A 24,139-nucleotide genomic window follows, 5' to 3' on the forward strand; every position below is an offset into this window, starting at 1 on the left:
CGGTGAAACTGCTGCGAAAACGCGGCGTCCGTGTCCGAGCCATTTCTCAAGGAGCCATAAGGAATTCTCAATGACGCACAATGATCACGGCGAGAATCCCAGACTTGGGCCTCCACTCCCCCCTCAGGTGCAACTGACTGCGCAGATGTGATCGAATCTGAATCATCGCCGGACGATGACTGCGTGAAGGTCAGAAGGCGCGGACAGCTTCCGGGTGGCGTTCCCTTCGCGCGAGACCGTGAATCACGGCCAGCGCTCCATGCCGGCGCATGGCGACTTGGATCAGGACGACCGCAGCCTCTTCGCAGGCGTCCTGCGCAAGATCCTGCCTGTTCTCCTCGCCAACGCTCACGGCAAGATCGTCGAGGTGCACCACCAGTTCCACCAGTCGTGTCCTCAGGTACTCCTCGACCGTGAGCACAACACCCTGCAGGACTTCGACCCGACGATCCATGGTCGATCCATCGAGGTGTTCCTGGAGTCGCCGTCGCGCACGCCCGACGTCCTGTGCAAGAGCCGCAGCCCCCACGGCGGAGGCATCATGTGAGCGGGCACGAACCCTGCGATGAAAATCGCTGTCGACCGGATCATGGTCACCCAGCACTGCGATGAGGTATCCCGCCGCGTCGGTTGCCTCGACAGTTCCAGGCGGCGCCGGGGCATCGACGTACTGCTCAGCCGTGAGGACAGCCCTCGCCAGGTGCCCGGCCAAGCCCGCAACGGTGTACCCCTCGAGAGCACTCTGATCTTCCCAATGCTCCGCCACAACTGTGCTGTCGAGTACGGATTCGACTCGTTCGGCCGCCTCCAGGAACGCAGTCAGTATCGCGCTGGATACACCCCTCATGAAACCTCCGATCCGGCTACGCGAGCAATTCGATCCCATGACTCCGCAGTAACCCACGTACCTTCCGTGGGTTACTGTCCCCCTGTTGCGCGAGCGTGGCAAGACGCTTCGAATCGGTCAGCGGCACGCGGCTATGCTCTCGCCATGGACCAGCAGCTGCACTTCATCACCGTTGCCACGCGTGACCTCGAGGCGGCGCGGTCGTTCTACCGCAAGCTGGGTTGGTCGCCGGTCCTTGACGTACCGGACGAGATCATCTTCTACCAGGTAGCACCTGGACTGCTGCTGGGGCTGTTCCTCGCCGAGAAGTTCGCCGAGGACCTGGGACGTGATGAAGCGCCCGATCCAGCGGGAGTGACGCTGTCCCACAACGTCGGCAGCCCTGGCGACGTACAGAAGGTGGTCGCGGCGATGGCCGATGCCGGCGCAACGGTGCTGAAGGAGCCTCGAAAGGGTGCCTTCGGAGGTATTTTCCACGCCCTCGTGCGCGACCCCAACGACGTCGTCTGGGAGATCGCCCACAACCCCGGCTGGCGCATCGACGACGACGGCGCCGTCGTTCTCGGTTGACGCTCGGCATACGTGCGAGGGAGCAGCCGGAGAAGAGGCCACCTCACGGCGAGCGACTTTCCGGAACGGGAACCTGAAGTGACTCCCCCGCCAGAATTCCCGCAGGTTATTCATCTGATCGCCCTTGTTCGTTCCGACGTATATCTCAATAATCGTCATATTTCTTTTTATTGACCGGACAACTCCCTGTTCTGCCTATAGTTGGTCCAGCTTCAAGAGATGCGGTCGCAAAGCTCCGACTGGACCGCACACCAACCCCATGTTCCTGGGTGGTTCGGATGACGAAGCGGCCTCCGCCATGGCACGCAAGTGCCGGTCCGGTGCGGGCAAGAGCACGTCGAAAGGCAGACACCGTGAGCTGTACCACCCACCGCACCATCCCTTAGCAGTCCTACGCGCCATGCGCCCACCCTGCTGATTCTTTTCCACTTCTCCGTATTCCGCCATGCGCGGCGCCGGACCGCTGTAAGGAATTCCCCTTGAATGAATCCGTAATTCCCCCTGCCCGGAATTCCAGGCAATTCCGGTATTTCCGGAATTTTACCGCGGTATCCGCGGTTGCCCTGGCCGCGCTCCTCAGTTCATGTGCGGGGCCGGTGAGCTCCACCTCCGAAGCAACCGGTGAACCCGTGAGCGGCGGCATCCTGGACGTGTCGATCTCGGCGGAACCGGGCTGCCTCGACGGCCACGGCATCTCGGCTACCCAGCAGCAGTTCCTGGGGCGCCTGGTCTACGACAACGTGGTGACGCTGGACGAGAACGGGGACATCGCGCCGTACCTCGCGGAATCCTGGGACATCTCGGAAGACGGCAAGACCTACACCTTCCACCTCAAGCAGGGCGTGACCTTCAGCGACGGATCTCCCTGGAATGCCGAGGTCCTGGGTCAGAACCTCGAGCACATGCGGGATCCGGCGACGAAATCGCCGCTCGCCGCCGCATACATAGCCCCCTACGTGGACGGCAAGGTCATCGACGAATTCACCTTCGAGGCCCACCTCGACTACCCGTACACCCCCTTCCTCTACGCCCTCGCGCAGTCCTGGCTCGGCATGAACTCGGGCAAGGCCATCGCGGAGTCTCCCGAGACGCTGTGCCAGAAGCCGATCGGGACGGGGCCATTCACCGTCGCGGACTACCGGCCGGGCCAGAGCATCAGCTACTCGAAGCGTGAAGGGTACGACTGGGCGCCGGAGTGGCTCGAGGGCGACGGCGAGGCGTACCTCGACGGCGTCGAGGTAACACTCGTCAGCGAGCCGGTCATCCGGCACCAGTCCCTGGTGTCAGGGCAGTACGACCTCACGGAGAACCTCGCGCCGCAGAACGCCGCAGCGGTGCAGGCCGACCCGGACTTCACCTATGAGAACCTCCCACGGATCGGCAGCCCTTACGTCCTGAGCTTCAACCTCAACCGCGCCCCCTTCGACGACCTGGCGGTCCGGCAGGCGTTCGCAGCCGCCGTCGACACCGAGGCCGTCACCGAAAGCCTCGGCTTCGGAACCTATACGCCGATCGACAGTTTCCTCTCCAGGGAGAGCAAGTACTACGACCCGACCGTCGAGGGCGTGCTGACCCACGATCCGGAGCGGGCGAACAAGCTCCTCGACGACGCCGGCTGGTCGGCCAGGGACAACGAGGGCTTCCGCACCAAGGACGGCAAGCGACTCACCATCGAAGTGCCGACGGTCGAGAGTTCGACGCCGAGTCCCCTGCTGGTCCAACTCCAGGGCGAGGCCCGGAAGGTCGGCTTCGATCTCCGGATCATCCAACTCCCCCAGGCGCAACTCACCGAGCTGCGGTATGCCGGTGACTTCGACGCGCTCGCCGGCGTCTGGCACACCAACACCACCGACGTCCTGTTCATCAGGTACCACTCCTCGGAGATCACCGGTGAGCGGATCGGCCAGAACTCGTCCTACGTCAACGACCCGGCCCTGGACGACCTGCTGCTGACAGCCCGCGAGTCCGACGACGGGCCCGAGGCGGAAGAGGCGTACTCGAAGGCCCAGCACCGGCTGCTCGAGATCGTGCCCGGCCTGCCGCTCTACGAAAACCCGAGCCAGTTCGCCTACGCGAACACCGTGCAGGACGTCGACGTCGACACCTCCCACCCGGTGCCCGTCCTGACCTACGCGTGGAAGGCGGAGTAGGTGGCCGTCCTCCGACGCATCCTCACGCGCCTGCTGGTCGGTTTCGGCGTCCTCTGGGGCGCGGCCTCGCTGACCTTCCTCGCGGTCTACCTGATCCCAGGGGACACGGCCCTCCTGATCCTCGGCGGACCCGACGCGAGGCCTACCGCCGAGACCCTGGCGCAGGTCCGAGCCGACTACCTCCTCGACCAGCCGTTCATCGTGCAGTACGGCAGCTATCTCGGGAACCTGCTGCAGGGGGACCTCGGACAGTCGTACCGCCTACGCCTGCCCGTGACGGAAGCCATCGGTCAGCAGATCGGCGCCACGGCGGCGCTCTCGGCCGCCGCCGTCGCACTCGCCCTGCCCCTGACCTTCGCGGTGGCGATCCTCTCAGCACAGCGGGCCTCCTGGATCAGGTCCATCGTCTCCGGGATCGAGGTGGTCTTCGCCGCTACGCCGACCTTCATCATCGGCTTCGCACTGCTGATCGTGTTCTCCTTCACGCTGCACTGGTTCCCCATCGGCGGCAACCAGGGGCCGGTGGCACTCGTCCTGCCTGCTCTCACCCTTGCCCTGGCCATCTTCGGAACGCTTTCCCAGGTCCTGCGGAACGAGCTCGAGGACGTCCTCGAGCAGCCTTTCATCCTGACGGCGCGCTCCCGAGGCATGCGGGACCTCCCGGTCCGGATCCGGCACGCCCTCCGGCACGCCGCGATCCCTGTGATGACCATGTCCGGCTTCGTCGTCGCCGCGCTGCTGGGGGGCTCCGTCATCGTGGAGACCCTCTTCAGCAGGCAGGGCATCGGAGCCCTCACGCTCGCGTCGGTCTACAACAAGGACCTGCCCGTCATCATCGGGATCGTGCTCCTCTCGGCGGCCGTCTACGTCGTCGTCAACCTCGTGATCGACCTCCTCTACACGCTCATCGACCCGAAAGTGGTGACAGCATGAGCCTCACCGCGCGTACCCTGCCGCCCGCGGCAGCACCCCCTGCTCCGACCGCGCCTCCGGCTCCGGCCACACCTGACCCGAACCCGGCGCACCGCGGCCGCGCACGACGATGGCGTGTCCGCCCCGGCATCCTCCTGGCCTCCGCCTTCCTCCTCTGGCTCGCAACCGCGGTCCTCGCCCCGGGTCTCCTCGCCTCCGGTGATCCCTACGCCGTCGACCCGGCGGGAAGCTTCCAGGCACCGGGCTCGGGGGCGTGGTTCGGTACTGACGATTCCGGCGCCGACAACTACACGCGCATCGTCCATGGCGCCGCGACCTCGCTGTACATCGGCATCGGGGCGACGGCGATCGGCGTCGTCGGGGGAACCGCCATCGGGCTCCTGGCCGGGCTGAACGGCCGCCTCGTGGAGGCCTCGGTGATGCGCTTCCTCGACGTCACCCTCGCCATCCCGGAGATCCTCCTGGCGCTCGTGGTCATCGGCATCATCGGCGGAGGCACAGAGAACGCGATCCTCGCGATCGGCGCCGGCAGCATCGCCTACTACGCCCGGATCACGCGAGCGCAGACACATCTGGTGCGCAGGTCCGGTTATGTCGAGGCAGCGCGGACGCTGGGGCTGCCCGCGTGGCGTGTGCTCCTGACCCATACCGTGCCGAACGTGATCAAGCCCGTCCTGGTGCTGGCCACCATCGGCGTCGGCTCGGCCATCGGAGCAGGCGCATCTCTCAGCTTCCTCGGACTCGGCACTCCTCCCCCGGCCCCCGAATGGGGCGCGATGCTCTCATCAGGTCGCAACTTCATCTCGAACGCACCCTGGATGATCACCTTCCCCGCAGCGTTCCTCGTCGCCACAGTCCTGTCCATCACCGTCATCGGCCGCGAACTCCGTCGCCGCGCCGAAGGAAGGCTCCCATGAGCTCCACCCTCAGCCCCGTCGCACCGCCGCCCCTCGTCGAGCTACGGAACCTCACCGTCGAGTTCGGACGTGGCATCAACCGCCGGGAGGTCGTCCGGGGTGTCAGCCTGACCGTCCGGCAGGGCGAGTGCCTCGCGCTCGTCGGCGAATCAGGTTCCGGCAAGTCGGTGACTGCCCGGACCCTGGTCGGGTTGACGGGGTCCGGCGCCACGGTCCATGCCGACACCCAGCGCTTCAACGGCGTGAATGCCCTCAACTGGACGGAACGCCAGTGGTCACGCGTTCGGGGCAGGGATGCAGGCTTCATCCTGCAGGATGCCCTTTCGTCCCTCGATTCACTGCGGACCGTCGGAAACGAGGTCGGCGAAGTGCTTCGCCTCCACGGGGACCTCGACCGCGCCCGCCGCCACGCGCGCGTCGTCGAACTCCTCGCGTCCGTCGGCGTCCCGGAGCCCGAGGTACGTGCCCGCCAGTATCCGCACCAGCTGTCCGGCGGCCTGCGCCAGCGGGCACTGATCGCCTCGGCCATCGCGGCGGACCCCGGCCTCCTCATCGCCGACGAGCCGACCACGGCGCTGGACGCCACCATTGCGGCACAGGTCCTCCGCCTGCTCGGCGGACTCAAGGGGACGCGCACCGGAGTGCTCGTGGTCAGCCATGACCTCGCCGTCGTCGCCGACCTCGCGGACCGTGTCGCCGTGATGCGCGACGGCGAGATCGTCGAGGAGGGCAGCGTCCAGGCCATCCTGCAGGACCCGCGCCACCCCTATACGCAGGGACTGCTGGCGGCCATCCCCTCGAGGTCCTCGCGAGGGTACCGCCTGACGGACCGCTCGCGCCCTGTGGCGCCCGGCGGTCCCTCCCTCCCCCGGCTCACTCCAGCCCCGTCGCCGTCGGAGGGCATCCGCAGTCCGGCCCCGGTCAGTCTCCCCGCGGCCCAGGGAACGCCGATCCTAGCAGTACAGGGGATCAAGCGCAGCTACCCGGGTCCGGGCGGCGGAACCCGCACGGCGGTGGACGATGTGTCCTTCACGCTCGGGACCGGCACCACGCTCGGGATCGTGGGCGAATCCGGCTCGGGCAAGACCACCGTGGCGAGGATCGTCCTCGGCGTCGAGCAGGCGGATAACGGATCCGTCCGGCTCCACGGCCGCACCTGGGAGGAACACCGGGCCGCGAGGGACGCCTCCGCGCGCCGCTCGGTGCAGATGATCTACCAGGACCCCCTCCACTCCTTCGACCCCCGCAGGACAGTTCGCCAGGTCATCGGCCAGGCGGTCGCCGCGGCCGGAACGCCCCGCCGAGCGAGGGCCGATCGCGTCCTCGAGCTGCTCGACCTCGTTGGACTCGCATCGGACAAGGCACGCAGCCGGCCGCTCGACCTCTCCGGCGGGCAGCGACAGCGGGTGGCCATCGCCCGCGCGTTGGCGGCCGAGCCGGAGGTCATCATCTGCGATGAGCCGGTTTCCGCCCTCGACGTCACCGTCCAGGCACGCATCCTCGACCTCCTCACCGAACTGCAGGAGCGCTTCGGCCTCAGCTATCTCTTCATCTCCCATGATCTCGGCGTGATCCAGCATGTGAGCAAGGACGTCCTGGTCCTCAGGGACGGAGTGGTCCTGGAACACGGCCCGGTCGACGACGTCTTCGACAACCCGCGGCACGACTACACGCGCCGGCTGATCAACGCCATTCCCGCGCTTCCCGCCCTCCGAAAGGACACGATCCCCTCATGACACGCCAGATCGCCTTCAACCTCTTCGAAATGAACTGCGTGGGCCACATCTCCCATGGTCTCTGGGTGCATCCGGAGAACAACCGCCACCGCTTCAACGACCTCGACTTCTGGGTCGAGACTGCGAAGCTGCTCGAGGCCGGCCTTTTCGACAGCGTCTTCCTCGCCGACGTGATCGGCACGTATGACGGCTACCGGGGTGGCCCGGACACAGCACTCAGGGAGGCCGTGCAGATCCCGAGCAATGATCCGCTGCTGATCATCCCGGCGATGGCCGCGGTCACCAAGCATCTCGGTTTCGCGGCGACCTTCTCCACCACGTACGAGCCGCCGTTCGCCTTCGCCCGCCGGGCCTCGACCCTCGACCATCTGACCAAGGGCCGCTTCGGCTGGAACATCGTCACGTCCTACCTGCCCAACGCCGCCCGCAATTTCGGCCTGCCCGACGAGGTGGAGCACGATCAGCGCTATGCCATCGCTGACGAGTACCTCGACGTCCTGTACAAGCTGTGGGAGGGCTCCTGGGACGACGACGCCGTCATCGAGGACCGCGAACGGCGCATCTACACGGACCCGTCCAAGGTCCGCTACATCAATCATCGTGGGCCGCACTTCTCCGTCGCCGGTCCACACCTCAGCGCGCCCTCCCTCCAGCGCACCCCGGTTCTGTTCCAGGCCGGCAGTTCGACGGCGGGGAAGGCGTTCGCTGCCCGACACGCCGAGGGAGTTTTCGTCGGCGGACGCGATGCCGCCGCCTACCGTGAGAACGTGCAGGACCTCCGTCGGCTCGCCGTCGCCAACGGACGGGGCGCCGACCACATCAAGGCGTTCGCGAGCGCCGTCGTGATCGTCGGCAGGACACACAAGGAGGCGCAGCGGAAGGCGGACGAGTACCGCCGGCTGTCCAGTGCCGAGGGCTACCTGGCCCACGCGGGAGGAGGCGGCATCGACCTCGCGGCCTACCGCCCCGACGAGGTGATCGATGACATCCTCGCCCGCGAGGACCGTCCCGGCCGGGACAGGCAGCCGAGCACCAGGCGCCACCCGGCGGGCACCACCGTGGGTGAGGCCCTCGAGCGGATCACCCGCTTCGACCGCGGGCCCTTCGTGGCCATCGGCACTGCCACCGAGGTAGCGGACGAGATCGAGCGGTGGGTCGAGGGGACGGACCTCGACGGCTTCAACCTGCGGCAGTTCCTCACGCCCGGCACTGCGGAGGACTTCATCGAACTCGTCGTACCCGAGCTGCAGAAACGAGGACTGTACCGAAGGTCCTACGAGGAATCGACCCTTCGGGAGCGCCTCTTCGGCCCGGGCAACACCAGGCTGTTCGACCAGCACCCCGGGGCCCGCTACCGGAACGGTGCCAACCTCGGCAGCGGTGCCGCACTGCTGAGCGAGCCCGCAGGTGACGGCACGCACTCCACCGCAACCGCTGCCCCGTCCTACGCCTAGGAGCCCCCTTGTCCCTCACGACCACCCAGCAGCCACGGAGCGGCGACCCCGAGACCTCGGCGCGCCCCGTCCCGACGGCAACCCTCCTGCAGCGATTCCGCCCGCTCTTCGCCCTGATCGCAGAAGGGGCAGCACGGCGGGAGCAGGACCGCACGCTGCCGTTCGATGAGGTCGCCGCCCTCAAGGAGGCGGGCTTCGGAGCGCTGCGCGTACCGGTCGAGTACGGCGGAGCGGGTGCGACGCTTCGTCAGCTCTTCACTGTCCTCACCGAGCTCGGAGCTGCCGATTCGAATCTCACGCAACTCTGGCGCGGCCACTTCGCCTACGTCGAGGGGACACTGCTCCAGCCACCATCGGCGCACCGGGACAGGTGGCTCTTCGACGTCGCGGCGGGTGCCATGATCGGCAACGCCTCCAGCGAGCTCGCGGGCACGTCCCTGCACGACATCCGCACCGTCCTGACGGCCTCCGATCGTCGGGACGGATCGTTGACGCTCACGGGAACGAAGTACTACAGCACCGGCAGTCTCTACGCGGACTGGATTGCCGGCAGCGCCCTGTACGACGGCGAGCGCGTCGGGTACGCGGTGCGCGCGGCGGCCCCCGGGGTCGAGCGGATCGATGACTGGGACGGCTTCGGGCAACGTCTCACGGGCAGCGGCACCACCCATTTCGAGGGCGTTCGGGTGGACCCACGCAATGTGCGGCCCTACTCCCCTGATGCACCGAGCCATGTGCACGCCTTCTTCCAGCTGGTCCTCGTCGCAGCGCTCGCAGGGATAACGCGGGCCGCCGCGGAGGACGCAGCGGCGTTCGTCCGGCCGCGCACCCGGTCCTACGTCAACGCGACGACGCCCCTCCCGCGTGAGGACCCGCAGGTGCTCGAGGTCCTGGGTGAGCTGACGGGACGGGCGTTCGCGGTAGGAGCAGCCGTGCTCGCCGCGGCAGATGCCCTCGACCATGCCTTCACCCGGCTGCGGCCGGAGGTACTCGCCCACGGGGAGCACCAGGGCCAGGAAGCCGTCCTCGGAGCGGACGATGGACCCGAGGACCGTGAAGATGCTGGTGAGGATGGTGGCCGTGCCGCGGTGGATGCCGCCGACATCGCCGTGAGCCAGGCGCAGTTGGTCGCCGTCGAGCAGTCCCTGCGTGCCACCGCGGACCTGTTCGAGGTGGGCGGCGCGTCGGCGACGTCTACCGGCAGGGCCCTGGACCGGCACTGGCGTAACGCGCGGACCATCTCCTCGCACAATCCCGCCATGTACAAGGCACGCTCGCTCGGTTACTGGGCGGTGCATGGCGTGCGGGAGCCCCTACCCTGAGTTCGGCGGGCCCGTCCTCCGCTGATCCCGGTAGCGTGAGGGAATGGTCCGTGAATACCGGTACGACGTCGAGATCCTCCACCTGCTCGTCTCGGGTGGCCATGCCTACTTCGGGCGGGCGCGTGACGGCGCAGCAGACGTGCCGACCTCAGATGCCGACAGCGCCGAGATCGTTGCCGGGAAGGGAATCGTCGGTGACCGCTTCTTCGGCAAGGCAGCGCACATGGACGCGGCCGTGACCCTCATGACCGTCGAGTCCCTCGAGGCCATCGCCGTCGAACTGGACGTGGCTCCCTTCGATCCGCTCCTGCCCCGCCGCAACATCATCCTGCGGGGCGCCGAGCTCACGCCTCTCATCGGGGAGGATTTCGTCCTCGAGACCGCGGGCGGAAGCGTCACGTTCCATGGAGGCCGGCACGCCCACCCCTGCGCGTGGATGGACCGCGTCCTGGCACCCGGTGCGCACAGGGCGATGCGGGGCCGGGGCGGGCTACGGTGCCGCCCGCTCACCACGGGAACCGTGCATCGTGGGCCGGCAGTCCTCGTAAGTCCAGTAGAGCTTGATCCGGGCAGGGCGCACCTCGCCTCGGTGCTGCGCCCCTCCCGGCTCCCCTGAGGTAACGCGTGGTGCGGACGCGGACGGTCAGCCGATGAAGGTGACGTCCGTCGTGGCGCAGACGGCAGCAGTCCGACCTGGCGCCGACTGGTACTGCCAGTACATGTTGGTGTGCCCGATGACCTTGTCCGGGGTCGGTGCGCCCCACGCGCTCAGGTCCTCGGTGGTGTGGGCGTCGCCGACCAGGGTGACGTCATAACCCCTGACGAAGGCCCCGTGGATGGTGGATCGGATGCAGGCGTCGGATTGGGCTCCGGACACCACGAGCCTGCCGACGCCCGCCGCGGCCAGCACGTCCTCGAGATCCGTCTCCTCGAACGAGTCGCCATAGCTCTTGTGCACGAGCGCTTCGTCGTCGAGCCGCTGCAGTTCGGGTACGACCTGCCACGGCTCCGTTCCCCGTGCCAGCCCAGCATCCGAATGCTGCACCCACACGACGGGCACGTCCTCGGCCCGGGCCTTGTCAAGGAGCGCGTTGATGTTGGTGACCACGGTGTCCCGGTCGTAGGCACCGGCGACGACGCCGTTCTGTACGTCGATGACCATCAGCGCAGTGTTGGGGCGACGGCTGAGCGTTGTCATGGCTGCTCCTCGGGAGGTACGGACAGGCCGCCGTCGTACGTCCGGACTGGGGCTGAGGATTCGGTGGCGACCGGCACAACAGTACGACGCCGCCCGGCCGGGGACCAGGATCATGCGGACAGGTCGGGTCCGCAACAGCCAGGGTGCCGTTGAGGACCCGATCCGCGCTTTCCGGGCTAGCGTGGTCCGCCGCCCCTGAGGATCCCCAGTTCGACCGCCTTGGCGGCACCATCGGCTTCCGCCTGGGTCAGGGAGCCGTCGGAGACTGCAGCGTCGAGGCGTTCCTGCAGGGCGGCCGATCGCTCCTCCTGCTGCTCCGTCCGCAGTTCGTCGAGGGCGGTCCGCACCGTCGCCTCGTCGAGGCCGAGAGCCTCCGCGAGGGACGCAGCAATATCGGGCCGCATACCCTCCCGGTCCGGCTTCGTACCCGCATCCGCATTCTCGTCCGCACCGGAACGCGCATCGTCCCGCAGCGACTGCAGGGCGTCCGTCACCTCGGACTCCCCCACACCGAGCTTCTCCGCGAGGCCCGCCGGGTCGAAGCCGCCGCCATGCCCTTCCACGCGCGGCTCGGCAGAGGCGCTGGCCGACGGCTCGGGTGTCACCGTCGTCGCGTTGGCCATACCCGTGACGCCAATGCTCGCTCCGGCCACGAGGGCAGCCGCGCCGGCACCGAGTGCGATCTTCCTGAGTTGGATCATTGTTTCTCCTCGATTCGCCGCTTCCTGCGGCCTGTGGTGGAAGAACCGCTTCGGCTCCTTCACCCACTGTCACCGCAGCCCTTGTGGAGGAGCTTTCCCGTAGCTGTGCGGCACCTGTGCCATCCGGCGACGGTTCGACCACCCTCCCGTCACCTCCTGCCCACGCAGGGTCAGTCTCCGCGGTATGCGGCCTCCAGGGCCGCAATGTCCAGCTTCTGCATACCGAGCATCACCGCGACCACCCGTTGGGCACCCTCCGTGTCGGGTCCTCCGATGAGGGACGCGAGGACCGCCGGGATGATCTGCCACGACACCCCGTACCTGTCCTTCAGCCACCCGCACCTGCTCTCCTCGCCCCCGTCGGTCAGTGCTGACCAGTACTGGTCCACCTCCGCCTGATCGCTGCAGGAGATCTGGAAGGACACGGCCTCGGTGAAGGAGAACTGGGGACCCCCGTTGAGGCCCACGAAGGGCTGGCCATCCAGTTCGAAGGACACGGTGAGGGCGGGGTCGCTGTCCGAGGGACCCGTGCGGGAGACATTGACGATCCGCGAGTTCCTCACCACGGAGGTGTACAGCTCGGCAGCTTCCTCGGCCTTGCCGTCGAACCAGAGGCACGGAGTGATCGATCCCATTGCAGGTGTCCTTCGTTCGAGCCGCGCCTCACTGCGCGGACGGTGGCTCGAACCTAGTTCAAGGACACGGCGGCGACAACACGTAGGCTTGCCGTATGTCCAGGAGTGCCCCTTCCCGCTCTGCGGCGCCGCACCCTGCGCCGCAAGTGCCAGGCCGGGCGGTCGCCTGGTCGGCCGTCGACGTCGTCCTGGTCCTCGCGTTCGCCGCCTCCGGTAGGAGGACGCACGAACACGGCGTCACCGTCGTCGGCGTCCTCGAGACGGCCTGGCCCTTCCTCCTTTCATATGTCCTCGCGGTGATCGCGATACGCGCCTGGCGCTCACCTTCGAGGATCTGGCCGACCGCCGTCGTGCTGTGGCTCGGGACCGTCGCAGGAGGCCTGGCTGTTCGGGCGTTGTCGGGAGCAGGGGTGGCCCTCAGCTTCCAGATCGTCACGCTGCTGGTCCTCGGGATCTTCCTCCTGGTGCCGCGGGCCGTCCTCGGCGCCCTGAGGGGTCGGCGTCGGCCGGTAGCGTAGAGCCAGGTCCAGTCCTATCCGAAAGGCACACCATGATCACAGCTTTCGTCCTCATCCAGACCGACGCCGCGCGCATCCCCGAGAGCGCACAGGCCATCTCCGAGATCGAGGGCATCAGCGAGGTCTATTCGGTGACGGGTGAATGGGATCTCATCGCCATCGCCCGCGTCAGCCGGCACGAGGACCTCGCGGATGTCATCGCCGATCACCTGTCGAAGATCGAGGGCATCCGCTCCACGACGACGCAGATCGCCTTCCGCTCCTACTCCCAGCACGACCTCGATGCCGCGTTCTCGCTGGGCTTCGACAGCTGAGCACCGGGTCGCAGGAGCCCTCGGCGACGGACCGGTCAGCGTGACCGGCTGACGTCGACCCAACGGGCTAGTACGTCCGTCGCGGCCCCTGAGTCGATCGACGTCCGTGCCCGCTCCATTGCAGTGCGGATACGATCCACCAACGAACCGTCCGACGCCTCGTCGAGCGCCACCAGCCCTGCAGCCGCGTTCAGGACGACGGCGTCCCGCACCGGCCCGGCATGGCCTCCGAGCACGGCCCGCACCACCTTCGCGTTCCCCGCAGCGTCGGTGCCGCGCAACGCATCGACCGGCACGACGTCGAGCCCGAAGTCGCCGGGATGCACCTCACAGGACTGCACCTCGCCGTCCCGCACCTCCCATACCGTCGACGAGCCACTGGTCGTGAGTTTGTCCCGGCCGTCATCGCCCCTGAAAACGAGGGCGCGGATACCCCGGGCGGCGAGGACTCCCGCCATCAGGGGCGCCATCCTGGCATCAGCGCAACCGAGGGCCTGCGCGCTGACGCCGGCTGGGTTGCTGAGCGGTCCGAGGAAGTTGAAGGTGGTGGGAATACCCAGCTCGCGACGGGGCACTGCCACATGTTTCATGGACGGGTGGAAGACCTGGGCGAAGCAGAACGTGATGCCGACCTGTTCGGCGGTAGCTGCGACGTCGGCCGGCGCGAGGTCGAGGCGGACACCGAGTTCCTCGATGACATCCGCGGCTCCGGACGCCGACGACGCCCCCCGATTCCCATGCTTGACAACCTTTGCACCGGCCCCTACTGCAACGAGGGAGGACATCGTCGAGATGTTCAGGGTATTGAGGCCATCACCACCTGTTCCGACGATGTCGAGTGTCGTGCCGGAGACCTCGATGCGATGGGCCCTCCCCAGCATCGCCTGCACCAGTCCGACGAGCTCGGCGACCGATTCGCCCTTCGCCCGGAGAGCGACGAGGAACCCTGCGACCTGGGCGTGGCTGGCCTCGCCGGCCATGATCGTATCCATGGCCCAACGGCTCTGCGCAGTGCTCAGATCGGTCCGTGCCAGGAGGGACGAGAAGATCGACGGCCAGGTCGGTTGCGCGGCTTCAGGGCTGGTTGTCAGGCTCACCGTCCCAGATTATCTACGAATTGTAGAAAGTCATCATGGGGAAGTTCCGCGTATTGACGGGCGTCCTGCCTCGCTTCGGCTCAATACAGGGCTCCGGGGCACTGTTTCGCGTTGGTGATCACGCTGATCTTGGGGACATAATGAGTCTGTGACATCTGCGACCCAAGCCCCCAGTGCCGCCCCGCATCCCGCGCTCAACCGTCCCAACATGGTCTCCGTAGGAACTGTGGTGTGGCTGTCCAGCGAGCTGATGTTCTTCGCCGGCCTCTTTGCCATGTACTTCACCCTGCGGTCCACCTCCAGCGAGCTCTGGGCCATGGAGACGGAGAAGCTCAACGTGCCGTTCGCGCTGGTGAACACCGTGATCCTGGTGTCCAGCTCCTTCAGCTGCCAGTTCGGCGTGTTCGCCGCCGAGCGCCTGCAGCCCCGCAGGACGGGCGGAGTCTTCGCGTTGGCCCGCTGGGGAATGGTCGAGTGGTTCCTGCTGACGTTCTTCATGGGAGCGATCTTCGTTTCGGTGCAGGCCTACGAGTACGCAGAGTTGGTGTCCGAGGGCGTGGCGCTCTCCTCCAACCCCTTCGGGTCGGCCTTCTACATCACCACCGGCTTCCATGGCATCCACGTGATCGGCGGGCTGATCGCCTTCCTGTTCATCATCGGCCGCGCCTTCATCGCGCGGCAGTTCGGCCACTTCGAAGCCACGTCGGCGATCGTGACTTCCTACTACTGGCACTTCGTCGACGTCGTCTGGATCGGCCTCTTCCTCATCATCTACTTCCTTCAGTAATTCCCTCCTGTAAACTCTTCTACTAGAGGTAGAATTCAATGAAGAACTCCAGCAGCTCTGGCACCACAACAGGTAGGAACCACTCAGTGAAGGCACTTTCCCAGAGGCGGCGTCATCCACTAGCAGCACTCGCGCTGCTCCTGATGGCACTCCTCGTTACCGGCGGGATCTACGCCGCAGCCAGCACCGCGAACGAGGCGCAGGCACAGACCACCACATTCACCGCGAACGACGTCGAAGAGGGCAGCAAGCTGTTCTCCGCGAACTGCGCGTCCTGCCACGGAATGGGTGCCACCGGCTCCGACGCTGCTCCCTCCCTCGTCGGCGTCGGTGCCGCGTCGGTCGACTTCCAAGTAGGCAGCGGGCGCATGCCCCTGCAGATGGACGGACCCCAGGCGCAGGCCAAGCCGGTCCAGTTCACGGACGAGCAGACCAGGCAGATGGCCGCCTATGTCGCCTCACTCGGTGCCGGCCCTGCCATTCCCGACGAAGAGATCCTCGACGCTTCCGAAGGTGACTCCTCCAACGGCGGCGAGCTGTTCCGGGTGAACTGCGCGATGTGCCACAACGCGGCAGCAGCCGGAGGCGCGCTGACCCGAGGCAAGTTCGCACCGTCGATCGACGGCACCAGCGAAAAGCACATCTACGAGGCCATGGTCACCGGCCCGCAGAACATGCCCGTCTTCAGCGATGCGAACATCTCACCCGAGGACAAGCAGGACATCATCGCTTTCCTCAAGACCATCGAGGAGCAGGGCTCCCCCGGTGGCGCGGACCTCGGCTCCCTGGGGCCGGTGTCCGAGGGTCTCTTCATCTGGGTAGCCGGACTGGGCGTCATCATCGCCTTCACCGTGTGGCTCACATCAAGGTCCTCGTGACCATCCAGCGGCACCACGAGAACGAATCACCTATGGACTTGCGCACGCAGCACCTAAAGAAGGATGAGACAGATCATGGCCGACTCTAGTCACGGCGCTCCGGGAACCTCGGTCACCGTCGCTACGCCGGGCAGGGAACTCGATGAGTTCGAGAACCCAGGCCTGCCGCCGCACCGTCCGCGCCTCGCGGACCGCGACCGGCGTGCGGAGAAGCGCGCTGAACGCCAGGTGGCCCTGTTGTTCGCGATCTCCGCGATCGGCACCCTGCTCTTCTTCGTGGGGTACTTCTTCATCCCGCTCGATCAGACCATCGAGCGGCTGAGGCTCCAGAACCTGATGCTCGGTCTGGGCACCGCCTTCGCGATGCTCGGCATCGGTGTCGGTATCGTCCACTGGGCGAAGACACTCATGCCGGACCACGAGGTCACGGAGAGCCGCCACGAGATCCGCCCCGAGAACGACCGCCAGGACGCCGAGAAGATCGTCAACGACATCCTCGAGGAGTCCGGGATCAAGCGCCGCCCGCTCATCCGGAACACACTTCTCGGAGCGGCCCTCCTGGCTCCCCTGCCGGCTATCGCCATCTTCCGTGACCTCGGTCCGCTGCCAGGGGATTCGCTGAAGCACACCATGTGGGACGCCGGCGTCCGCCTGACCCGCGATCCCAGTGGCACCCCCATTCGGGCGTCGGACGTAACCGTCGGATCGGCGTTCCACGTCATCCCCGAAGGCCTCAACGAGATCGAGAACAAGCTCGAGGAAAAGGCCAAGGCAGTCGTCCTGCTGATGCGCCTGGACCCCGAGGAGCTCAATCCCTCCCCCGGCCGGGAGAATTGGGGCTACGACGGAATTGTTGCGTATTCCAAGATCTGCACGCACGTCGGCTGCCCGGTAGCGCTGTACGAACAGCAGACCCATCACCTTCTTTGCCCTTGCCACCAGTCCACCTTCGACCTCGAGCAAGAGTGCGAAGTGATCTTCGGACCGGCCGCACGGCCGCTGCCACAGCTTCCCATCGAAGTCGACGACGAAGGCTATCTCGTCGCTTCAAGTGATTTCCAAGAACCCGTAGGACCTAGTTTCTGGGAGCGAGGCTGACATGAGCAGCTCAACTGCGACGACCACCTATACGCCGAAGACGCGCGTCGGGAAGGTCACCGATTACGTGGACTCCCGGGTCGGCGGCTCGGGAATTGTCAAGGAGTTCGGCCGGAAGATCTTCCCCGACCACTGGACCTTCATGTTCGGTGAGGTGGCGTTGTACACCTTCGTCATCCTCCTGATCTCCGGTACCTGGCTCACCTTCTTCTACGACCCGTCGATGGCCGAGACGCACTACGAAGGCAGTTACCTTCCGCTGCGCGGTGTCGAGATGTCGGTCGCTTACGCATCCTCCCTCGATATTTCGTTCGACATCCGTGGTGGCCTGTTCATGCGGCAGATCCACCACTGGGCGGCCCTGCTCTTCGCGGCCTCGGTCGCCGTGCATATGCTCCGCGTCTTCTTCACCGGCGCATTCCGTAGGCCCCGTGAGTTCAACTGGGTAGTCGGTTGTGTCCTGCTCATCCTGAGCCTGGCCGCCGGATTCACCGGATACTCGCTTCCCGATGATTTGCTCTCCGGTAACGGCCTGCGCATCATCGACGGCGTCATGAAGGCCATCCCCGTGGTCGGCACCTACTTGAGCTTCTTCCTCTTCGGCGGAGAGTTCCCCGGCACGATGATCATCGGTCGACTGTATGTGCTGCACATCCTGTTGATCCCCGCTGTCATCCTGCTACTCATCGGCATCCACCTGTTCATGGTCGTGCTGCACAAGCACTCGCAATTCGCAGGCCCCGGTCGCACGAATACGAACGTCGTCGGATACCCCGTCGGTCCTGTCTATGCTGCGAAGGCCGGCGGATTCTTCTTCATCGTCTTCGGTGTCCTCGCTGCCATCGCCGCAGCCTTCACCATCAACCCGATCTGGAACTACGGGCCGTACGATCCTTCTCCCGTCTCGGCGGGCACCCAGCCCGACTGGTACATCGGATGGGTCGATGGCGCACTCCGCCTCATGCCGGGCACCCTCGGTAACAACTTCGACTTCGAGTTCATGATCCCGTTCCCCTGGGGCGTGAATGCGCTCTCGCTGAACGTGCTGATTCCCGCCCTGGTACCGGCCGCCATCGTCTTCACCCTGATGTTCGCCTGGCCTTGGATCGAGGCGTGGGTCACGAAGGACAAGCGCGAGCACCACCTCCTCGACCGGCCGCGCAATGCTCCCAGCCGCACGGCCATCGGCGTCGCAGGTATCACGTTCTACTGCGTCCTGTGGGCGGCCGCCAGCTCGGACCTCATTGCGACCCACTTCCTCGTGTCCCTGAACGATGTCACCTACTGGCTGCGCGCACTGGTGTTCCTTGGTCCTGTCCTCGCCTTCATGGTCACCCGTCGAATTGCACTCGCGCTGCAGCGCAAGGACCGCGAGATCGCCCTTCACGGGCGAGAGACCGGCCGTATCGTGCGCCTGCCGCACGGTGAGTTCATCGAGGTCCACGAGCAGGTCGATGATTACAAGCGCTACAAGCTGACCAGCTTCGATTCGCCCGAGGTCATGGTTCCGAAGCCGGACGAGAATGGTCGCATCAGCCGCCTCGACAAGGTCCACGGCCGTGTGTCGCGTTTCTTCTTCGAAGATCGGGTAGCACCGGTCACGCCGAAGGAACTGGCTGCGTCACATGGAGACCACCACGACGAGATCGCCGGGGCAAAGGACCGCGAGTCCATCGCGAGCCACTAGGGATTGCTCCCCGAACGCCTGAACGAAGGGTCCGGACTCCACGAGTCCGGACCCTTCGTCATGTCCGGGACCTGGCCCGGACGGCAGCCTGCAACGAGAGGATCTCGAGCGTGACGAACGGTATTCCCGACCGGCGGACAGCAGAGAGTCGGCCCGAGCCACAGCCGTCGCCTACACGAGCGTTCGCTGCCGCGGTGAGTGAAGTGTGCGCCCCCGCTGTGCTGGTGTCGCTGTTCCTGGTCCTTGCCGCTTCGAGGTCCGCCGAGTGGCCCGAGGGCATCGTCTATTCCTTGGTATCGGTAGGTTTCACCACTGCCCTCCCCCTCGCCGGGGTACTGCTGCTGGTCCGTCGCGGCCATGTGTCCGACCATCACATCAGCGATCGCAGGCAGAGGGCCCCCATCCTTGCCGGGAGCCTCGTCTCGATTGCCGCCGGGCTTGCGCTCCTGGTGCTTCTGGATGCGCCCGGAATAGTGATCGCAGCAGTCCTGTGCACGGTCGGCGGTGTCGTGGCTGTCCTTGTCGCCAATCTCTGGTGGAAGCTGTCGGCGCACTCCGCAGTGGCCGTGTTCGTCGTCTTCGGGGCCGTTTCGCTCCTCGGACCCTGGGGCCTCGTGCTGATCGTGGTGCCTGCCGCCGTCGGATGGGCACGGGTGGCACTCCACGCCCACACGGCTGCGCAGGTGATCGCCGGCTACGCCGTCGGAGCCGTCATCGGTGCCGCGTTCGTCCTCTCCGTCGCCCGCCCGTAGGGGCTACGAGGGCCGCCGGAAGCTATCCCAGTCGCTTCGAGCTGTAGGCACGCGGAGTGCGGACGCCGGGGCGCTGCAGGGGCACCCAGAGCTTGTACCGATCGGCGCGGTAGTACGAGACTGAGTAGTCCACCATCGCGCGAGCCACATAGGCGTGCCGCTGGATCTTGAGCAGCGGGGCGTTCATCTCGACATTGAGCAGGCGGGCAATGGACGGTGACGCTGCCGTTGCCTCGATAGTGTCCTCACCCCATTCCATGACCAGCCCGTACTTCTCGCTGAGCACGTTGTAGAGCGATGTCGGCGGTGGATCATCCAGGATCCCGGCCACGCGATGAGCGGGGATGAAATTCTCGTCGACGCTCATCGGTTCCCCGTCGGCCAGCAGCTGGCGACGGAACCGCACAACGGGCTGACCGATCTCGATCTGCAGTTCCCGTGCCACCAGCGGAGTGGCTCCCTGCTGTTCGAAGCTCAGCACACGTGCGTCGGGCACCATCCCACGCCGGATCATCTCCTCCGTGTACGAGGTCATCTTCATATGGAGGTCGACCTTGCTGCGCGCCACGAACGTTCCGAGCCCCACGATGCGCTCGAGGACTTCCTCCGCGACGAGGGCGTCGATAGCCTGTCGCACGGTCATCCGCGCGACTCCGAAGTAGTCGCTCAGTTGTCTTTCGGACGGGATACCTGTTCCTGGTCCGCAGTAGGTGCCGATGTAGCGCCGGAGGCTCTCGCGGAGTTGCACGTGTTTCGCCTCGGGCGAGGTGCGATCGAGCGGTTCGGCGTCGAAGGGTCTCGGCAACACGGCCATGGTGTCACTCCTCCCCTTGGTTGACGCCCATCTCGGGCCGACACTACCGACTGTACTAAAAAAGAGGGAGTCCGCACGTGGCGAACTCCCTCTTTGTCGTCCTCTTGGGGCTAGTGGGCGTGATACCCACGGCTGTACTCGAAAACCCAACCGACCAGGGCGACCGCGGCCAGTCCGAGCCCGATATACGTGATCCAGAATCCGATGGCGATCCCCAGGAAACCTGTGGCTGCTGCGAGGCCGAGGACCAGGGGCCACCAGCTCCAGGGGCTGAAGTGTCCCTGCTCTCCGGAACCCTCGTGGATCTCGGCGTCGAGACGGTCTTCAGGCCGGTCACCGACACGCTTGCCCGTGAAGGCCAGGTAGAAGCCGATCATGCCGGCCAGACCGCCCGTAAGGTACAGCGCAAGGAACCCTACCGGCTCGGACCATTCGACGAGGAATCCGTAGACCGTTCCGACGAGGAGGAAGAAGGGCATCAGGTACGTGAAGAGCTTGGTCTCGATCTTCATGCGTTGGCGTCCTTCCGGTCGGCTGAGCCCATAAAGCCGGCAGGGCTTTCGTCGGGAGTGTGGGTCTGCTGCAGCTCGGGGTGGTGCAGGTCGAGTGCAGGACGCTCCGAGCGGATACGGGGCAGCGAGGTGAAGTTGTGGCGGGGAGGAGGGCAGGATGTTGCCCACTCCAACGACGCGCCGAAGCCCCACGGGTCATCGACCTCGACCTTCTTGCCGGTCCGCCAGGTGATGTAGACGTTCCAGAAGAACGGGATCATCGAAGCACCGAGGACGAAGGATCCGACCGTCGAGAACTGGTTCATCGCAGTGAAGCCGTCCTCGGGAAGGTAATCCGCGTACCGCCGGGGCATGCCCTCGACGCCGAGCCAGTGCTGGATGAGGAAGGTCGCGTGAAAGCCGAGGAAGAGCATCCAGAAGTGGATCTTGCCCAGACGCTCGTTCAGCATCTTGCCGGTGAACTTGGGCCACCAGAAGTAGAAGCCGGCGAACATCGCGAAGACCACGGTCCCGAAGACCACGTAGTGGAAGTGCGCCACGACGAAGTAGGTGTCCGATACATGAAAGTCGAGCGGAGGCGAAGCCAGGATGATGCCGGTCAAGCCGCCGAAGAGGAAGGTCACGAGGAAGCCGAGGCTCCACAGCATCGGCGTCTCGAAGGTGAGCGAACCCCTCCAGAGGGTGCCGATCCAGTTGAAGAACTTCACGCCCGTCGGAACCGCGATGAGCATCGTCATGAAGGCGAAGAACGGCAGGAGCACGGCACCGGTGACATACATGTGGTGGGCCCACACCGTGACCGACAACGCTGCGATGGCGATCGTCGCGTAGACCAGGCCCTTGTAGCCGAAGATCGGCTTCCGGCTGAAGACCGGGAAGATCTCCGAGACGATGCCGAAGAACGGCAGCGCAATGATGTACACCTCGGGGTGCCCGAAGAACCAGAAGAGGTGCTGCCAGAGAATGGCGCCGCCTGCTTCGGGGTCGAAGATATGGGCTCCGAAGCGTCGATCGGCGCCCAGGGCAAAGAGTGCCGCAGCGAACGGCGGGAAGGCCATCAGGACCAGGATCGCGGTGATCAGCGTGTTCCAGGTGAAGATCGGCATGCGCCACATCGTCATGCCGGGCGCACGCATGCAGATGATCGTCGTGATGAAGTTGACCGCGCCCAGGATCGTTCCGAAGCCGGACAGCGCAAGGCCGAACACCCAGAGGTCTCCACCCACGCCCGGTGAGAACGTCGTACTAGACAGCGGTGCATAGGCGAACCAGCCGAACGAGGCAGCACCCTGCGGTGTGATGAACCCCGAGACCGCGATGGAGCTGCCGAAGAGGAAGAACCAGAAAGCGAGTGCGTTCAGCCGGGGGAAGGCGACGTCGGGTGCACCGATCTGCAGCGGCATGATGACGTTCGCGAAGCCCGCGAACAGCGGTGTCGCGAACATCAGGAGCATTATGGTGCCGTGCATCGTGAAGAGCTGGTTGTACTGCTCCTTGGTCTGCAGGACCTGCATCCCGGGTTCGAAGAGCTCCGCCCGGATGACCAGCGCCATCACGCCTGCGAAGCAGAAGAAGACGAAGGAGGAAATCAGGTACATGTACCCGATGGTCTTGTGGTCCGTCGAGGTGAGCCAGTTGACGACGATGCGTCCCTTGGAGCGTGGAACGACGCGTGGAGCGGCAACGGTGCCGGCTTCCTCAAGGGTGTATTCGAAGGTGGACATCAGCTGCTGCTCCTAGCTGGGTCGGTATCAGGATCGTCCTCGGGGTAGGAGTCGCGGTCGTACTCGTCACCGAGTTGTCCGTCTTCCAATTGCGCCATCTGAGCGTCGAATTCCTCTTGCGAGACGACCTCCACGTTGAACAGCATCTCCGAGTGGTATTGACCGCACAGCTCGGCGCACTTGCCCGCGAAGGTACCTTCCTTCGTGGGCGTCAGGTTGATGTAGTTCGTGCGTCCCGGGTAGAGGTCGCGCTTCTGCAGGAACGCCGGCACGAAGAACGAGTGCTGGACGTCGCGGGCGTTGAGCTGGAGCTCGACCGACCTGTTCACGGGGAGGTACAGGGTCGGCAGGTTCTCCGGTACGCCCTCTTCACCGTTCAGGCTGCCCTGGACGCCGGTGGAGTACTTGTCCTCGTTGACATAGTTGAAGTCCCATGACCACTGCTTGCCTCGAACGTCCACGATGACGTCGGGGTCCTCGACTCGGGCGTCGATGGTGGCGATGTCCCGCTCCGTGAAATAGAAGAACACGAGAACCATGAACAGTGGGATCGTCAAGTAGAAGATCTCGAGTGGCAGGTTGTAGCTGATCTGGCGCGGGTAACCGGTGTCGTTCTTCCGCCGGCGGTAGGCCACCATGCACCAGATGATGAGGCCCCACGTGATGAGGCCGACCACCATTGCCGCAATCCACGAGTTGACCCATAGATCGGTGATGATCCCGGTGTGATTGGTGTTGTCCCGGTCTGCCGGAAGCCAACCCTTCTGGGCTTCTGCCGAACAGCCGGTCAGTAGGAGGGCGCCGACCAGCGAGATGCTGGAGATCTTTGCGATCCTGACGCGCTTGCTACCGGTTCGGTCCTGCGAACTCACAGACGGACCTTCCTTTTCTACGTGCGTTGCCACCCGCCCATGAAGCTGCACGGGGTGCACATCCAGTTTTACTACTCACTGTAGAGCTTACCCGTAACCCCGTCGATCCTGTGACAAGCAAAAGGCCCGGAACACACGTCATCCGTGATGTTCCGGGCCTCTGCAGCGTGTTAGTGGAAGGAATCTCCACAGGCGCAGGAGCCGCCTGCGTTCGGGTTGTCGATGGTGAATCCCTGCTTCGAGATGGTGTCCTCGAAATCGATGGACGCCCCGGAGAGGTATGGAACGCTCATCTTGTCCACGATGACCTCGACACCCTCGAAGTCCCGGACGGCGTCGCCGTCGAGGACCCTCTCGTCGAAGTAGAGCTGGTAGATCAGGCCCGAGCAGCCACCCGGCTGAACGGCGACGCGCAGTCGCAGGTCGGTCCGTCCTTCCTGTTCGAGGAGGCTGCGAACCTTGCCGGCAGCGACGTCGGACAGGTCGACCTCGTGCACGGGGAGCTCGGTGGACTCCTGGAGGGACCCGGTCTCGGTGGTCGATGTGCTCATAGTGTTTCTCCTAGCTCGGGCCACACCGTGGTGTGTCCGCTCTCAGTGCTGTCCGCGGTGTCGCGCGCACGG

Annotated in this window: 25 protein-coding genes and 1 riboswitch; of the genes, 15 read left to right on the plus strand and 10 right to left on the minus strand. The window is 65.6% G+C overall.

Annotation, left to right across the window (positions count from 1 at the left end; all coding sequences use genetic code 11):
- Positions 1–190: 190 nt before the first annotated feature.
- Positions 191–847: a maleylpyruvate isomerase N-terminal domain-containing protein gene (locus tag D6T63_RS03440; protein ID WP_182976861.1), complete on the minus strand. Its 657-nt coding sequence runs from the start codon at positions 845–847 to the stop codon at positions 191–193.
- 144 nt (positions 848–991) lie between these two features.
- On the opposite strand from D6T63_RS03440, the gene D6T63_RS03445 reads away from it, so the two are divergent.
- From D6T63_RS03445 to D6T63_RS03480, 8 genes are all read left to right on the plus strand, one after another.
- On the plus strand, positions 992–1,417 hold the full coding sequence (locus D6T63_RS03445; RefSeq protein WP_120147649.1) for a VOC family protein: 426 nt from the start codon (positions 992–994) through the stop codon (positions 1,415–1,417).
- 210 nt (positions 1,418–1,627) lie between these two features.
- A riboswitch (SAM riboswitch) is annotated at positions 1,628–1,756 on the plus strand.
- 257 nt (positions 1,757–2,013) lie between these two features.
- Positions 2,014–3,567, plus strand: a complete 1,554-nt coding sequence (locus D6T63_RS03450; protein ID WP_182976862.1) for an ABC transporter substrate-binding protein — start codon at positions 2,014–2,016, stop codon at positions 3,565–3,567.
- Positions 3,568–4,500, plus strand: coding sequence for an ABC transporter permease (locus tag D6T63_RS03455; protein WP_120147651.1), 933 nt, complete (start codon positions 3,568–3,570; stop codon positions 4,498–4,500). It abuts the gene before it with no gap.
- Complete coding sequence (locus D6T63_RS03460) at positions 4,497–5,417, plus strand: ABC transporter permease (RefSeq protein WP_120147652.1); 921 nt, start codon at positions 4,497–4,499, stop codon at positions 5,415–5,417. Before D6T63_RS03455 ends, D6T63_RS03460 begins: the two co-directional genes overlap by 4 nt.
- Entirely contained in the window at positions 5,414–7,153 is a 1,740-nt protein-coding gene (locus tag D6T63_RS03465; protein ID WP_182976863.1) for a dipeptide ABC transporter ATP-binding protein, read from the plus strand. Before D6T63_RS03460 ends, D6T63_RS03465 begins: the two co-directional genes overlap by 4 nt.
- A complete protein-coding gene (locus tag D6T63_RS03470) occupies positions 7,150–8,607 on the plus strand; it encodes an LLM class flavin-dependent oxidoreductase (RefSeq protein ID WP_120147654.1) in 1,458 nt (485 codons plus the stop codon). The genes D6T63_RS03465 and D6T63_RS03470 overlap by 4 nt, the downstream gene beginning before the upstream one ends.
- 8 nt (positions 8,608–8,615) lie before the next feature.
- The gene (locus D6T63_RS03475) at positions 8,616–9,929 is read left to right on the plus strand and encodes an acyl-CoA dehydrogenase family protein (protein WP_120147655.1); all 1,314 of its coding nucleotides are present in this window, start codon (positions 8,616–8,618) and stop codon (positions 9,927–9,929) included.
- A 43-nt stretch (positions 9,930–9,972) separates the two neighbouring features.
- On the plus strand, positions 9,973–10,545 hold the full coding sequence (locus D6T63_RS03480; protein ID WP_120147656.1) for an MOSC domain-containing protein: 573 nt from the start codon (positions 9,973–9,975) through the stop codon (positions 10,543–10,545).
- 27 nt (positions 10,546–10,572) lie between these two features.
- Here D6T63_RS03480 and D6T63_RS03485 read toward each other — a convergent pair whose 3' ends face one another.
- From D6T63_RS03485 to D6T63_RS03495, 3 genes are all read right to left on the minus strand, one after another.
- The gene (locus tag D6T63_RS03485) at positions 10,573–11,127 is read right to left on the minus strand and encodes a cysteine hydrolase family protein (RefSeq protein WP_120147657.1); all 555 of its coding nucleotides are present in this window, start codon (positions 11,125–11,127) and stop codon (positions 10,573–10,575) included.
- A gap of 176 nt (positions 11,128–11,303) precedes the next feature.
- Positions 11,304–11,828 carry a hypothetical protein gene (locus D6T63_RS03490; RefSeq protein ID WP_120147658.1) on the minus strand — a complete coding sequence of 175 codons (525 nt, stop codon included), beginning with the start codon at positions 11,826–11,828 and terminating at the stop codon, positions 11,304–11,306.
- Positions 11,829–11,998: 170 nt separating this feature from the next.
- Positions 11,999–12,463: a VOC family protein gene (locus D6T63_RS03495; RefSeq protein WP_120147659.1), complete on the minus strand. Its 465-nt coding sequence runs from the start codon at positions 12,461–12,463 to the stop codon at positions 11,999–12,001.
- Positions 12,464–12,558: 95 nt separating this feature from the next.
- Between D6T63_RS03495 and D6T63_RS03500 the strand changes: the two genes are divergently transcribed.
- Together D6T63_RS03500 and D6T63_RS03505 are read left to right on the plus strand one after the other, a co-directional pair.
- Positions 12,559–12,981, plus strand: a complete 423-nt coding sequence (locus tag D6T63_RS03500) for a DUF3054 domain-containing protein (protein WP_120147660.1) — start codon at positions 12,559–12,561, stop codon at positions 12,979–12,981.
- A gap of 32 nt (positions 12,982–13,013) precedes the next feature.
- Entirely contained in the window at positions 13,014–13,295 is a 282-nt protein-coding gene (locus D6T63_RS03505) for an Lrp/AsnC family transcriptional regulator (protein ID WP_120147661.1), read from the plus strand.
- A gap of 35 nt (positions 13,296–13,330) precedes the next feature.
- Here the strand turns inward: D6T63_RS03505 and trpD are convergent, their stop codons facing one another.
- Positions 13,331–14,392 carry an anthranilate phosphoribosyltransferase gene (gene trpD, locus D6T63_RS03510; RefSeq protein WP_120147662.1) on the minus strand — a complete coding sequence of 354 codons (1,062 nt, stop codon included), beginning with the start codon at positions 14,390–14,392 and terminating at the stop codon, positions 13,331–13,333.
- Between the two features lie 148 nt (positions 14,393–14,540).
- Here trpD and ctaE point away from each other — a divergent pair, with 148 nt between their 5' ends.
- The 5 genes from ctaE to D6T63_RS03535 all read left to right on the plus strand — a co-directional run bounded on the left by ctaE (position 14,541) and on the right by D6T63_RS03535 (position 19,594).
- Complete coding sequence (gene ctaE, locus D6T63_RS03515) at positions 14,541–15,179, plus strand: aa3-type cytochrome oxidase subunit III (protein ID WP_120147663.1); 639 nt, start codon at positions 14,541–14,543, stop codon at positions 15,177–15,179.
- An 86-nt stretch (positions 15,180–15,265) separates the two neighbouring features.
- Complete coding sequence (qcrC, locus tag D6T63_RS03520) at positions 15,266–16,057, plus strand: cytochrome bc1 complex diheme cytochrome c subunit (protein WP_120147664.1); 792 nt, start codon at positions 15,266–15,268, stop codon at positions 16,055–16,057.
- Between the two features lie 75 nt (positions 16,058–16,132).
- Positions 16,133–17,155, plus strand: a complete 1,023-nt coding sequence (qcrA, locus tag D6T63_RS03525; RefSeq protein ID WP_120147665.1) for a cytochrome bc1 complex Rieske iron-sulfur subunit — start codon at positions 16,133–16,135, stop codon at positions 17,153–17,155.
- A 1-nt stretch (position 17,156) separates the two neighbouring features.
- On the plus strand, positions 17,157–18,842 hold the full coding sequence (gene qcrB, locus D6T63_RS03530; RefSeq protein ID WP_120147666.1) for a cytochrome bc1 complex cytochrome b subunit: 1,686 nt from the start codon (positions 17,157–17,159) through the stop codon (positions 18,840–18,842).
- A 194-nt stretch (positions 18,843–19,036) separates the two neighbouring features.
- On the plus strand, positions 19,037–19,594 hold the full coding sequence (locus D6T63_RS03535; protein WP_147394296.1) for a phosphatase PAP2 family protein: 558 nt from the start codon (positions 19,037–19,039) through the stop codon (positions 19,592–19,594).
- 22 nt (positions 19,595–19,616) lie between these two features.
- Here D6T63_RS03535 and D6T63_RS03540 read toward each other — a convergent pair whose 3' ends face one another.
- The 5 genes from D6T63_RS03540 to D6T63_RS03560 all read right to left on the minus strand — a co-directional run bounded on the left by D6T63_RS03540 (position 19,617) and on the right by D6T63_RS03560 (position 24,067).
- A complete protein-coding gene (locus tag D6T63_RS03540; protein ID WP_120147668.1) occupies positions 19,617–20,408 on the minus strand; it encodes a GntR family transcriptional regulator in 792 nt (263 codons plus the stop codon).
- A 110-nt stretch (positions 20,409–20,518) separates the two neighbouring features.
- Positions 20,519–20,920 (minus strand): cytochrome c oxidase subunit 4, encoded by a 402-nt coding sequence (locus tag D6T63_RS03545; RefSeq protein ID WP_120147669.1) that lies wholly within the window; start codon positions 20,918–20,920, stop codon positions 20,519–20,521.
- Positions 20,917–22,644 (minus strand): aa3-type cytochrome oxidase subunit I, encoded by a 1,728-nt coding sequence (gene ctaD, locus D6T63_RS03550; protein WP_120147670.1) that lies wholly within the window; start codon positions 22,642–22,644, stop codon positions 20,917–20,919. The genes D6T63_RS03545 and ctaD overlap by 4 nt, the downstream gene beginning before the upstream one ends.
- Positions 22,644–23,516 (minus strand): aa3-type cytochrome oxidase subunit II, encoded by an 873-nt coding sequence (gene ctaC, locus D6T63_RS03555; protein ID WP_120147671.1) that lies wholly within the window; start codon positions 23,514–23,516, stop codon positions 22,644–22,646. Before ctaC ends, ctaD begins: the two co-directional genes overlap by 1 nt.
- 170 nt (positions 23,517–23,686) lie before the next feature.
- Positions 23,687–24,067, minus strand: coding sequence for a HesB/IscA family protein (locus D6T63_RS03560; protein WP_120147672.1), 381 nt, complete (start codon positions 24,065–24,067; stop codon positions 23,687–23,689).
- Between the last annotated feature and the right edge of the window lie 72 nt (positions 24,068–24,139).

Source organism: Arthrobacter cheniae, from assembly GCF_003602275.1.
In the GTDB taxonomy this organism is placed as follows: domain Bacteria; phylum Actinomycetota; class Actinomycetes; order Actinomycetales; family Micrococcaceae; genus Arthrobacter_D; species Arthrobacter_D cheniae.